We start from the raw sequence: 13,759 nt of genomic DNA, 5'->3' as shown, positions 1-13,759 counted from the left end.
ATGTTTTAACTTATATTAGATGATGAATTATCAACAAGTAAATAGAAATAACTTTGCTAATCCTGTGCTTTAAGAATTGTTACAAGGTACTCTACCACTCGTGATGAGTACCTCAAATATGAGTTGGATTCTGATGATTTGCGTTTAAAGGGTATATTGAACACCGACTAACAGCGTGTTGATCGTTGGATTTCGTTTGTCTACATTTAAACTTCCAGTCGAGTTGTTTAAATTGAATACTCCGGTTGTTTTGGGGCTTGCTCCCAAAGCAAACAGGTAAGATCCAGTCAGGGACCAATTTTCATTAAAATTATAAGCTGCACCAAGTTTGATTTCTGGCAATACCGCTGTTTGAACCGCTTTTTCGTTGTAGCTATCGACTAAGGGGAGCGAAATGTCAGGAGAATAGAAAGCAGTAGTATTATTCTGCATGTTTTGAATTAATGCACCTGCTTTAAACGAAACGCTGTAATAGGGTTGTACGTAGGCAACACCTAATAACGCATCAAATCCGCTTAAGGTATGACTGGAAGTTAATGCGGCGGGAATCGCAGCAGCGACATTCAATCGAGCGGGATTAACCGTAGTTTTTCCGTAGTAACCCCAGCCAACCTCAGCAGTAGCTGCGAATTGATCAGCAAACATGGTTAAAACGCCAGCAGCAAAACGGCCGGTGTATTCATCGTCGGTTAGTCGTGAGGAAAGAAGGGTATTGTTGTCCAAAATAACAAAGTCATAGCCGTCTATGTTATTCCATGTGTAGCCACCTTCCAGAGAAAAATATGAGGAACAACAAGAGTTTGCTTCACCCATACCACCGGCATGGATAACGGAACTGAACGATAATGCGGACATCAAAGAAAGCAGGGTTAATTTTTTCATGATTTAGTGACTCATTCCATGTTTATTATTGTTTAAAAGCGAAAGATAATTTAAAACAGATGGCATTGAATTGCCAGAGAAATCAAAGAACATTTGATTATTCCTGGTATTTGGCAGTTTGCTCTTTCTCTACAGGTACTTATACAACCTATTCACAATCTTATACACAGATTTTGTGGATAACCCGTCGGTGTTGCGAAATGCTCTGTTCATAAAATAATCGATAGATATTAATTGTAACTCCCCAGGTCGTCATCCAGAGGAGCGAAGCGACGAAGGATCTTCATCATTTGGCACTGTCTTAAATTAATGATGGAAACAAGTCATTCCACTGTGAGTTCAGTGTGTTAATCAGTGCATGTTTCTTTTTTTCTCGACCAACCCTAATCTTTGCCAAAAGCGTTGATATGATTTGTTCGTAGTTCTTCATGCAGCTATTTGATCATAACCACATAATTTTTCAAGTATTTTTTACATTAATTTAATAAGTGCCATTTGCTGGAGATCCTTCGTCGCTTCGCTCCTCTGGATGACGACCTGGGGAGTTACTATTAATTTAATGCATTCACTTCAAATTTACTCAAAGTTATCTTTATCAGATGCCCAGGAAGCCTATAATAAGACGATTGGAAGATTTCCTGTTTAAAAAGCTTGACTATGACGTTGCGTTATACCTTACGTCTTTAAAGAAATCATGAGGCAGCTTCGCTGCCTCAAAAGAAAAGGGATAAAGGGTTTAAGGGTTAAAAGCCCGAACGCACCTAACCCGAAGAGCGCCGTTCTTACCGACGTTGAGCTGGACGCCACTTGCGAAGCTCTGGGCCCAGGCGTCGAACGTAGGGTTGCCGGAAAACTCGGTAGAACTCCAGTAGCTGCCATTGGCAAAACCGCCAATGGCAGCCCTATTGGTAAATAAGCAGTTGAGTTGACCTGCGGGTGTCAAATTATTTCCGGCTGGCAAAAACCAATCGTCATAGCAGGTGTGTCCTGCCTGACAGGGAGTGTTCCCTTGGGAGTCCACTTGATAAGTGCTGCAAATACCGGCGGGGTAAGTGTTGACATTAATATTCATTGGACAGCCTCCTCCTCCGCCAGGACCTGTCAAACAGGCAACAATCGTTGCCGTGTTAGTAGCCCCATCGGTATTACTTTGCGCCCCAGCACCAACAGCCGTACCAAATCCGCCCCATAGAATGGCTGCGCCGTTTTCAGCAGTGGTTGCAATCAGATTATTCAATCCTCCGTTCAGACAAGCAATCGTTCCACCAAAAGCCGGTTGTCCGACTGCGGTTGCTACGTAAGTATAGCCATTAGCTAGTGTGGCGCCACCTGCCGGCGTATTAATGACGACATCGACAGCTCCTGCGGTATGAGCAGGCGTGACGCCAGTCACCGTTGTAGAGTTGACGACAGTAACACTGGTGGCCGCTATTCCGCCAAAAGTAACGCTTGTTGCCCCCGTTAACCCGGTACCCGTTAAGGTAAAACCGGTTCCCCCTGATGCCGTTCCTGAGGTTGGATTGATGGCGGTCAGCGTACTGCCTGATTGAATGGCAATGGCTGCCGTCAGCGCATTGGTATTGGTGCCTTGGATGGTGAAATTCGTTTGCGGCACCACCGTATTCCCTGGTGTGTAAGTCAGTGTGCAACTGCCTCCTGGTGGCACATTGGCGCAGGTATTGCCTGTCTCGCTGACATTACCATCCAAGGCGGTTCCTGTGAAATCGGAGGTGATGTTGGTAGCAGCCGCTTGCGTCGAGGTGTTGTTAATCGTGAGCTGCCCCGTTGGGCCATTTACCGTGAGTGTTAAAGGAGACCCGGTGACGGTAATCACCGCCACCGTTATCGGTGGCGCCTGGGTGATGCGCAAAATATTGGCGCTACCTGGCCGATAACACTGATTGGGGTTTCCTTGCTGGCAAACCACGGGACCACCCGTAACGGGGCCATTTAACTGACTGCCATTTATCTGTAAAGACAGTACGCAGGAATTTTTTCCTCTGAGAACAAAAGGATTGCCGCACACATTGAGTCCCGTGGTGATTTGCGTAATGCCGCCAATGGACTGCATCGCCAACGTATGTGGCTTACTGGATTGATTGGTGACTCGATATTGCACCATGGCGGTACCATTGGCAGGCACTGCGATTGTGGTAGCCGTCAGAGGTTCAAAGGTCCACAATGGAGTTCCTGCAAAAACTGCTGTAATCACGAACACTGAGCACAAGAAAGTCAGTATTCTCTGCATAAAAAAGTGTTTGTTGTTTCTTTGCATGACCATTATCCTTATGCGATGTACGTCAGATTAAACAAAACCCCATTGGTGTAGAGGTGATTGAGCGTCAATCCTGAATTCATGGTCTGCCCCACTGCACGACCCAGTTCGCTTTTACCCCAATCGGCAAACTCATAACCAACCCCCAATTGCCAATGCTCGCTGATGGATTTTTGCACCCCAGCACCCAGCGTGTAGGTGAAGGCGGTTTTTGTGTGGTTTGTAAAGTTGGAATTGGGTAAGGCTTCAAAAATCAAAGGCGTATTCGTAAAATTATGCGCACGGTTAAAGCCAATACCAAGGCTTGCGCTCACCCAGGGCATGACCCAGTAGCCTTTATCAAGCAACAGTTTGCCTTTTAGCGCTATGCGAGTGTTTCGTACTTTGTATTGGTAGCTGTAATTATCAAATTGAGGGCCGGCATCATCCCATATCACACCCTGAAGCTCGGCATTAGCAGTCGTGGCGGCTGCCAATCCCAATTGCCCCAACCATTGAGAAGTCAATGGTTTTTGTATACCAACAAACAGCTCTCCAGAAGCCAGAGCATTCGTGGAAATTCTCGCCGCATAAGTCTTTTCAATCTCTGGAGCCAAATAAAAAGTCTGCGTCTCACCACCTCTTGCCCAGACCGGTTCTGCGGCAAACGCACCAACCCAGGTCCAGTCTTTGGAAGACATAACAGGCCCCATGGTGCCTGCAAAGGCTGTACTTCCCAACACACCGGCAGCAGTGATAGAAAGAAATAAACGATACTTCATAAGTGCTCCTTGCAAAGTAAAAACGAGTCATTAAGTGAGCTTGTAAGCAGTCAGCGGCAATCGATTGGCATAATATGGGAGTGAATGCACGAACGCGTAGCATGGGATAAAAACCGAGCAAAGAGATGAGACAAGTCCTTGGGTAAAGGAAAGAAACACCATAAAATGTAAGGGGAATAGACAATGGAAAATCTAGTGCTGATTGCTGATTGCTGGCAATGGTCCATTCATTGGACGTTATGAGCAAGTCTTGTTTGATATCTAGTAAATAGTTCATTCCCTGTACCAGCATCCTAATATGTTATTTTAATATTGAAAAACTATTCCAAATTATGTTACTTTATTAATGATTGAAAATCAAAAAATTCATTCGATTTTTATCCATCAAACGCACCCCAAACATTTCGCGACAGAGACTAACCCGTCGGTGTTGCGAAATGCTCTGTTCATAAAATAATCGATAGATATTAATTTAATGCATTCACTTCAAATTTACTCAAAGTTATCTTTATCAGATGCCCAGGAAGCCTATAATAAGACGATTGGAACATTTCCTGTTTAAAAAGCTTGACTATGACGTTGCGTTATACCTTACGTCTTTAAAGAAATCATGAGGCAGCTTCGCTGCCTCAAAAGAAAAGGGATAAAGGGGCTAAGGGGTAAAAGCCCGGAGACACCGAACAGGCCTCACATTGTTCTTATTGGAGATGCCGGCTATGCCCGTCGGGAATTCCAGGACCCGTGCGGCGCCGCCGTTTTGGAAGTCCGTCGAACTCCAATAGAGTGAGGACGAAAACCCGCCAAAGTTACAGGGAATTGCACCATTAGGACACAATGCGCTACGGACTGCAGAAAGCTCATTTCTTGCAGGAAGATACCAGTCAGCACTGATGTTTCGGCAACGTTGGGCCGCACAATTATTGGTATCATTTGAACAAGATGTATTAACGACAATAGCATTGGTATTGGCAACCCCATTATCAAAGCTTGCTGCGCCAGCTATAATTAATAAACCACTTGTCCATTGGCTATTAAAACCTTGCGCCGCATCAATGACCACCTTGCCACTGCCTGCGTTTTCTTGAAACACTAATCCTCCCAGATGAGAGAAGGCAATTAAGGTTGTGGGGCTGTTAGCAGTGTTGCTGCCGCTGACGGTAATCGTGCACGGTGCGTAAGGGGAGTTGGAAGTCAGTTCCAGTGTGCAACTGGCTCCAGGTGCCACACTGGTGCAATTGCTGTCGTCAACGGACAGATTAGGGCAGGCTGCCTTATTGCTGACTGTAATGGCATTTGCATTCACGACACTGCCTGCATTGTTAGTGATTTCCAATGACAACGGTGTTATTGAAGAGACCGTAACGACCCGGTTTTGCAGTACAGGGTTTGTGATGCTTATCTGTGGCTGACTGGTCACCGTCACATCGACATTCACCGTGTTGGTATTGTCTCCGGCGATGGGAATAGTCGTTGGCCCTTCTTGGGTTCCTGAGGCAAAGGTAATGGTACAACTTGCCCCAATCGCAAGACTTGCGCCACAGGTCGTGCTTTGCACGCTAATGTTGCTGCCTCCTGGAATGGTGGCAACCACATTCTCTGCTGCAACTGGAGAGCCTGCATTATTGGTCACGGTGACGTCGCCTGTTGAATTTTGAGCAAACAGTAATGTGGTCGGATTGACACTGATGGTGGCGATTGGTACGGGCGTGACGGTCACTGGAACAGTTGCGGTATTGGTGTTGCTGCCGCTGATGTCAATGTTAGTTGGGCCTTCCACTGCTGGGGCAGCAAAGGTGATCGTGCAGCTTGCCCCAATCGCCAGAACCGCACCACAGGTCGTGCTCTGTACGCTGATGTTGCTGCCTCCTGGAATGCTTGCAACCACATTGTTTGCCGGTTCTGGCGAGCCCATACTGTTGGTTACAGTGACCAATCCATTATTTCCCGCAATAAAATTTAAGGCAGACGGATTCACCGTAATCGTAGCGCCAGTTGCGAGGCTACGGGTAATGTGCAAAATATTGGTGCTACCGGGTCGATAACACCGATTCTGGTTCCCTTGTTGGCAAACCACGGGACCATCCGTAACCGGACTGTTTAACTGACTGCCGTTTATCTGTAAAGACAGAATGCAGGAGGAGCCCTTGCCTGACAGCACAAAAGGATTACCGCACACATTGAGTCCCGTGGTGATTTGCGTAATGCCCAGAATGGGCTGCATGATTAGGGTATGTGACTTGCTGGATTGATTGGTTACTCGATATTGCACCATAGCGGTACCATTGACAGGCACGGCAATGGCGGTGGCCGTCAGTGGCTCAAAGGTCCACAATGGAGTCCCTGCACAAGCGGTTGTCATTATGAGTGCTAACCACAAGATAGCCAGTATTCTCTGTATAAAAAAGTGTTTGTTGTTTCTTTGCATGCATCCATTCCTTATGTCAAATATATAAGATTCAATGATACGCCATTAGAGTAGCGTTGGCTAAGGGCTAATTATGAATTCATTGTATACCCAAAAGGGTAATCAGGTTCACTTTTACCCTAATCGATAAACTCATATTTTAGTCCTCAAAATTGCCTCAAACACTAAGCGATAGCGACCAATCCTTCGAGAGAGTCAAATGAGCTGTTTTGTAAATGACTCGAATAATTTACTGCTCTATGCGGGCAATAAATTCTTTTTTCCAAGATAAACAATGATCTGTTGTAATTTATTTTATCATCAATATAATGCCCATTTTTAGTTCAAAAGGGGATGTGGTGTCTAAATTTATTTTTGTAACCGGCGCAACGGGTTCTGGGAAATCAACGGTTTGCGATGAAATTGAACAAATTGTTGGAAGGCTAGGACTGACCGTTGCGACTTTGAGTCTGGATCATTATTACCTACCCAAGTCTGAACTGGATCCGTCAAAACCAAAAAATTTTGATATTCCAGAAGCATTGGAACAGAAATTGATCACCGAACATTTAACAATGCTCGAATCTGGGAAAACGATTGCAAGACCTACCTATGATATGACAATCAGTGATAGAGTGAGTGGTGGTGAAGTTGAGTTTCTGGCTTGTGATGTCATTATTGTTGAAGGAATTTTTGCCGCAGAATACAAACTTGGTCTTCTAAGGGATACGGAACGATTAAGTATTTATTTACAATCTCAACAATTAAACGATAATTACACGAGAAAAGCAGACAGAGACCGTCTCGTAAGAAGAAAAACGCCCGAGCATATCAAGGCGATGAGACTGAATCAAATCCAGTGCTTTTTCTCTTTTGTTGCGCATCACATGACGTCTTCTGATATCGTTATCGACAATACCTGGCAACCTTCAGTTGGTTCTTCTGTAGGTGACGGTGCGTCTTCCAGCTCTTGTGACAGCATATCCCATACAAGAGTACCCATGATCATAGGCGACAAACTGGAACGATTAATGGACTTTTTATCACCCAAAGTAACATCATCTTTAGCCTATTGATGGGTTCACCGAAAGCCGATGCGTTTCATTCGCTAACTCAAATTCCAATTTTCTTTGGAATTTGAGTTGTTTCGCCGAATGACGATTTTTATTTTTGAAACGGTTTTATTGATCGATTTAATTTCTTAAAGTATAATTTTTTGCCTTGCAGTCTATTGGTAATCAAAATGTCAAAAAATGCTCTTTATAATCTGATTCGTGACAGGAGCAGATTTTCATACGTCAAAAAGCCAACTGATATCACCCTGTTGGCGCAGGTACATAAGTCTGGCGCAGGTTATTTTTTGTTTCCATTATCACCAGCACCAATCTCCAGTCTTTCGGGATATAGAGTGACCGAACATCATTTGAGCGTTTATGAGCGTCCACTTAGCGCATTAGATGCAAAAAGCCAGTATCATTATACTGCTTTAATGCAAAAGGAAGGAATTGAATACAGGTTGCATGTGTACTTTGATGCAAATGATATGCCTGTTGGTCGTCCGAATTTAGCAGAAATCACCCTTAAAAAAGAGTTGATTACTTTGGATTGCAAAAAAAATGCTCAGGAGTTTTTGCAACTGGCAATTGATTCAAGACAAAATTTGATTGGTTTTTTAAGGGTATTTCAAGACACGGTTTGTAAAAATTTGGAGAGTCAGTACAAAAAGTGTGAGGCAATAGCTAAAGGTTTAGCGCAAGATACGCCACTGAACAAACTCGCTTATCTTGAAATTTTGCAACAACAAACCAATTTATTGAATCAGATCATCCAATACAGTAAATATCCTACGTTGTTTGGGTTTAAATTAAATGCGCTTTATAGAACGTTAACCAGTCTTCTGGATGAGGATATGTCTACTGATGACTCTGATGAAGAAATTATTTCATGTGATAAAGAAGAACGCGTCGAGTTAATAGCAGCCGATTCAACACAAAAGACAGGTTATCAATTCACTTATTTTAAACAATCGACTGAGCGTTCTCGCATTACACCAAATCCTGACAGTTCAGATGAAGAGCCCGATAGCGCAATGAGGTGCCAATAGTCTTGGTGGATGTATTTTAAACAAACCTTAAATTGGGATGGGTTAGTATTTTTAGTTATTAACTCATCCCTACCGTCTTCCTGGAAGTATTAGAAGTATTAAATGACTAATAAAGCAGGTTCGTATTCATCCTCTTCTGAGAGTGAGTGTAATTGTTGCTCAATGTGTTGCAAATTCTCATGCAATTCGTTCAGACTTTGGCAATTATAGCTTCCTTGATCAGCGGCATCGCATAATTGCTTGTATTCCTCTAAACACAGCTCATAAGCATCGGCCTGGTCGTCATCAGCATCGGGTATCAAGCAGTTCATTTGTGCCAATAAATCATCAACAACTGTTTTGATGTTATTGAATTCTTTTTCACTCCCCTGAGCAGATAGGGGCGATGTTTTTTCTTTATTCCATTCATAGAAAAAAACCAATACAAAAATGCTCAGAGGAAGCAATGAAAACAGCCCTATATAAAACATCGCATTTGCAGAATGGTCAGGAGGGCAAGAGTTTGTCGTGCAATTGGGTGTGTTTGCATCACAAAGCGCTTTATCCCATGCAGATGATGATTCGTAGAGTGCAAATGGCAATGAGGGCGATGGGGGTAATGCAGCTACTGCCTCCAATTGCGGTATTACTGATGTAGAGGCAATGGCTAGGGGCTCTGGGGCAGAGGGTGCTATTTTCCCTTGTTTGGTGTGTTGATTTTTTACCCATTGATGCATGGAACCCATCAATTTATCGAGTTCTTGTGCTTTTCCTGTGAGCGCTGCAAATGAGATGTCCTTAATCTGGGAGGAGCTTAAGTGGCTTATGACCTGATTTACCTGCCCTTTAAGCACTTTGTTTGTTTTAACCAAATCCGAACTTCTGGATGGAAATTGAGATAAAGTATCGTGATTTTTTCTAAAGTTTTGCAGTTTTATCTTCTCAGTGGTAAACATTCGTTTCCATACGGTTAGATCCTGTTCTTGTTGTATGGCTTTGTGATAGGCCTGAGTATTTTCTTGCAGGATTGCATCAATAGGCACTGTTGATTCATCTATAAATACATCAATTTGAGTGAGTAGCGTCAGCATTTGTTCTTTAAACTGATGAATGGTATAGACCTCGCCGGCCTGTCCCAACAAATCCATGATTTGAGCCACTACCTTTTGGAATCGGTCTAACTCATCCAAATCTGAAATGGCGTTGGCATAGTGATTTAAAATGCGTTCATCCATGGCAATTAAATGGAAGTGAGGACAGCTTTTTAATTGTTCCATGGTCAATTGCAGTACTGGTGGTGCATCAACCATCAATTCGGTAGATGTTGTTGCGCAGTTTTTTGCTGCCTGAGTGGGATATGCCCGAATATCCGCAATTTGCTCCAGAGTAAAATCATAGGGGTGAGGATTCACGGGATTGATGTTTAAGGCAAAATGTAAAATTCTGTTTCTGTCTGTTGAGAGTTTTTTTATGGTTTTTAATAATTCGCCAAGACGTTCTTTGAGCAGTTGTGATTCAACCAGATGAGTTAAATGAGGATGTATTTTACTGTCTATTACTCTGCGAAAATTGGCTAAAAATAAACGATCGGAACCTTCAAGGGGGGAAATGTTTTTTTCAATGGTTATTAAATAATGAGTCAAAGCTTCCAATTGTTCCTGAACTTGCTGGATGTTAGTATTTTGGCTTAACCCTTTTAAAATATGGTTAACATCTAAAAGCACAAAATTCATAGGCTGGTTTAAGTGTTCTGCGCTTAATTCCCTGTTTCTTATCAGAAGGTAATCTCCTGTATTTTGCATTAAATCATATAAGGCAGGCCATTGCAGTCTCTGACTGTCAATGGGTTGAACATGAAAATCATCACGAGTTAATACCTGCCTGGGTTTATAAGTATCGGAATAAAACCACGCATGTTCATAATGATTCACTAATGCTTGCTCGTTATCCGCAAACCATGACCCAGGGTTGCTTAAATAATCCGGATGAATGCCGGATTTGGCACGAAGGGTTATAACCCATTCACGAAACGCTAATTCTTCTTCGGTGTAACAATATTCAGAATGGAACCAAAATCGTGATTTATCAGAAATCGGTCGGTATGACGTCATGTGTTCTTTCTTTTCCTTCCCCATACTTCTCACTCCTTGAGAAAGCAAATAATCCTTAGGATATTGCCTGGTTTATGATAGGTGTGTTTACTGCCCGGTACTAATATTCATAACCAATCAGGTTATTTTTGTACCAGTTAATTTGATAACATTCTTTTGTTTAATTAGCAACAGTTCTTTAGTTGAACATTAAGTTCGCACTTTTTCCCAAGGGGGTGAGTATCAGCCTTTCCCAGTCTCGGGTTTTTTGTTACATTAGGATTTTTGATTTTTATGGGTTATCTATGCCATCGTTTGATATAGTTTCTGAAATAAATGAAGTTGAGTTACGTAATGCAGTTGAAAACGCAACTCGGGAAGTGGGAACCCGGTTTGATTTTCGGGGAGTTGAGGCGACGATAGAACTTAAAGAGCTGACGGTGACCTTGCGCTCAGAATCCGAATTTCAGGTGCGTCAGTTAGAAGATCTGTTTCGTAATCATTGTACCAAACGTAATCTGACTACTGCCGGGGTTGATATGGAAGAGAAACCGGTTCACATTGGTAAATTTTATTCCTTGAATATGACGTTTAAACAGGGAATAGATCAGCCGGCAGCTAAAGAAATCATTAAATACATCAAAGACAGCAAGGCTAAAGTTCAAGCGTCTATCCAAGGTGAAAAAATCAGGGTTACGGGAAAAAAACGCGATGATCTGCAGGATACTATAGCATTATTAAAGAAATCAGATATAGAGCTGCCATTGCAATTTGAAAATTTTCGAGACTAGCACCTGGCCAAACAGTGATGCCTCTAGTTTTGGAGGCATCTGTTTCAGAATTATTCTGCAAGAGAGCTTTTTTCACGAGTAGGTGCGAAGGCAAATTCCTCAAATTCCTGGGCTGTTAGTGGCTTACTTAAAAGAAAACCTTGTCCCAAATGGCATTTTTTTGCGACAAGGTAGTTTAATTGATGGGGGGTTTCTATCCCCTCAGCGACGATACTCATTCCCAGTTCCTGAGCTAAATTGATCATAATATCCACCAATATTATTTTGTCTTCTTCATGGTGTATGTCACTGATAAAATCTTTATCGATTTTTAATGTGTTTATGGGAAGTTTTTTTAGCCGACTTAGCGAGGAGTATCCTTTACCAAAATCATCAAGAGAGATTTTTACGCCTAAATTCGAGATACCTTTGAGAACTCCAAAAACCTCTTCATGGTCTTCCATCAAAACATTTTCCGTAATTTCCAGCTCAAGGGATTCCAGTAACGCACTGTTGTCTTGCAATGTATTTTTAAGATGTTTGATAAATTGTTTATTAGCTAACTGAATAGGTGAAATATTGATAGAAAATGAAATATTGTTGGGATAATGCAGCTGCCATGCTCTGATTTGTTCGGCAGTTTTCTTTAAAATCCACATTCCCAAATCAATGATTAAGCCCGTGGCTTCTGCAACGGGAATAAATTCCTCTGGAGAAACTTCCCCTAAAGTCTCATTGTGCCAACGCAAAAGAATTTCGGCTCCCGTAATTTCCATAGTGAGCAGATTAAATTTAGGCTGATAATTTAGCTCAAATTCGTCATTTTGGATCGCTTTACGCAAATGGGCTTCAATTTCTGATTCTCTGTGTTGCTGATAACTGAGTTGCTGTGTATAAAACTGATAAGTGTTCCTCCCACTCTTTTTCGCTTTATACATAGCCAGATCAGCTTTAATCAGTAAATCTTTTGCATTGGTGCTGTCATCGGGAAAAATAGACATGCCTATACTGACGGTTACCGTAATTAATTTACCGTTAATGGGATAGGGGTTTTTTAGTTCGCTTAATATGCGCTCAGCCAGCTGACGAGCGCAGGATGGAGTATTTAAATTGGGGGATATTAGAGTAAATTCGTCACCGCCTACTCTGGATATAATATCCCCCTTACGGGTCAACAAAACCAATCTTTTGGCAAATTGCCTTAAAAGTTCATCTCCATGAACATGTCCGAATGCATCATTGGTGGCTTTAAAGTTATCAAGATCGATCAATAACAAGGCTATAGATCGGCGCATTCTTGCGGCAGTTGCAATGGACTTCTCCAGCAACATTTCAAATTCACGCCTGTTATACAAGTTGGTTAATGAGTCATGGGACGCAATATAAGCCAATTCGTTTTGTTTGATTTTTAATCTTTTTTGCGCCTTTAAAACGGCAGTATAAGAAAAAACATAATTAATTACCAAACAGGTGCAAGGAATAAAATAATTAACCAGTTTTAACACATAAGCAATGTTATACCCACTGTCATAAGGTGAGCTGGATAAAAGCATCATGTATAACGAAGTTACAATTTGAGTAAGGGCCATATAAAAAATGCAATTAACCAAAATTGTTGGATACGCTTTGTAGGCTTTAGGGTAGATAAAGATCATGAGTACTAAATAGATTAATACTGAAATGAGTTCATAAGGTCTTGATAGGATAAAATCAGAGTACCACATTTGTGGGAGTTTAATCACACCAGTTGCATAATAAATAAGCGTTATGGCTGATAAAACTAATAACGTGGTCAGCAGAATAAATGTAGTAAAACGGACATTATGCTTGCGATTGGACGCAATCAGTATGATCAATCCTAAAGACAGTATTAGTCCGCTGATACTGTTGGAAAAAATCCATATTAAAGCATCTAAATTCTTTTTTTGTTGAAATTCAAGGGATAAACCATCAATCATCAGCGTATGCAGCGCTTCTGTTGAACCCGAGAATAAAATCGCCAATCCAATAATTAGAGCAACTTTATCACGGCTGAGTCTGTATTGAGTAAATGCCAACAATACGGTCACTGCCGCAAGAGAGAATCCAGACCATTGTAATAATGTTTGCCTGAAATAACCTCTGATTTGTGATTCGATTATAAACGAGTTAGATTCTGTTGTTTCATTTAATCGATGAGAAATGGTGCCAAAATCTAATCCAAAATACAAACCCAGGTAGGGTAGCCCTAACAACAGAATAATAATCAAGACCAGGAATTGAGGTATTCGTTTCAAAGTGGTTTCATTAAACACAAATGAATGTTCCATTAGGTCCTTCTCTTGGTTTGCAATAATAAATCCCTTTTTGTAAAATTTAGCACAAATAAACAAGAATATCCCTGAAATTTATCGATTTTTTCTTAGAGCAAACGCAAAAAGAATTAGAAATAGTCGCTTGGGAATAAAAGGACAATCAAAATAAGTTGTCTTATAAAATTAAAGAGCTTGAGGAA

General features: G+C 41.8%; 9 protein-coding genes. 3 read left to right on the top strand and 6 right to left on the bottom strand.

Annotated features, from left to right (window positions below):
* Window positions 1-144: 144 nt before the first annotated feature.
* From Lwor_RS09865 to Lwor_RS14130, 4 genes are all read right to left on the bottom strand, one after another.
* A complete protein-coding gene (locus Lwor_RS09865; RefSeq protein ID WP_058493721.1) occupies window positions 145-882 on the bottom strand; it encodes an outer membrane beta-barrel protein in 738 nt (245 codons plus the stop codon).
* Window positions 883-1,618: 736 nt separating this feature from the next.
* Entirely contained in the window at window positions 1,619-3,157 is a 1,539-nt protein-coding gene (locus tag Lwor_RS09860) for an IPT/TIG domain-containing protein (protein ID WP_238584653.1), read from the bottom strand.
* Between the two features lie 11 nt (window positions 3,158-3,168).
* Window positions 3,169-3,918, bottom strand: coding sequence for an outer membrane protein (locus tag Lwor_RS09855; RefSeq protein WP_058493720.1), 750 nt, complete (start codon window positions 3,916-3,918; stop codon window positions 3,169-3,171).
* A 652-nt stretch (window positions 3,919-4,570) separates the two neighbouring features.
* Window positions 4,571-6,343, bottom strand: coding sequence for an Lcl C-terminal domain-containing protein (locus Lwor_RS14130; protein ID WP_058493719.1), 1,773 nt, complete (start codon window positions 6,341-6,343; stop codon window positions 4,571-4,573).
* A gap of 338 nt (window positions 6,344-6,681) precedes the next feature.
* On the opposite strand from Lwor_RS14130, the gene Lwor_RS09845 reads away from it, so the two are divergent.
* Window positions 6,682-7,398, top strand: a complete 717-nt coding sequence (locus tag Lwor_RS09845; protein WP_083501620.1) for a nucleoside/nucleotide kinase family protein — start codon at window positions 6,682-6,684, stop codon at window positions 7,396-7,398.
* Window positions 7,399-7,565: 167 nt separating this feature from the next.
* Window positions 7,566-8,426 (top strand): hypothetical protein, encoded by an 861-nt coding sequence (locus Lwor_RS09840; protein ID WP_058493717.1) that lies wholly within the window; start codon window positions 7,566-7,568, stop codon window positions 8,424-8,426.
* A 98-nt stretch (window positions 8,427-8,524) separates the two neighbouring features.
* Here Lwor_RS09840 and Lwor_RS09835 read toward each other — a convergent pair whose 3' ends face one another.
* A complete protein-coding gene (locus tag Lwor_RS09835) occupies window positions 8,525-10,540 on the bottom strand; it encodes a hypothetical protein (RefSeq protein ID WP_058493716.1) in 2,016 nt (671 codons plus the stop codon).
* A gap of 260 nt (window positions 10,541-10,800) precedes the next feature.
* Here Lwor_RS09835 and Lwor_RS09830 point away from each other — a divergent pair, with 260 nt between their 5' ends.
* Window positions 10,801-11,286 (top strand): YajQ family cyclic di-GMP-binding protein, encoded by a 486-nt coding sequence (locus Lwor_RS09830; protein ID WP_058493715.1) that lies wholly within the window; start codon window positions 10,801-10,803, stop codon window positions 11,284-11,286.
* 50 nt (window positions 11,287-11,336) lie between these two features.
* Here Lwor_RS09830 and Lwor_RS09825 read toward each other — a convergent pair whose 3' ends face one another.
* Entirely contained in the window at window positions 11,337-13,574 is a 2,238-nt protein-coding gene (locus tag Lwor_RS09825) for a putative bifunctional diguanylate cyclase/phosphodiesterase (protein WP_058493714.1), read from the bottom strand.
* Window positions 13,575-13,759: the final 185 nt, after the last annotated feature.

The organism is Legionella worsleiensis (genome assembly GCF_001467535.1).
In the GTDB taxonomy this organism is placed as follows: Bacteria; Pseudomonadota; Gammaproteobacteria; order Legionellales; family Legionellaceae; genus Legionella; species Legionella worsleiensis.
The sequence above is the reverse complement of the archived record's forward strand: the minus strand, read 5'-3'. Positions and strand labels throughout refer to the sequence as shown.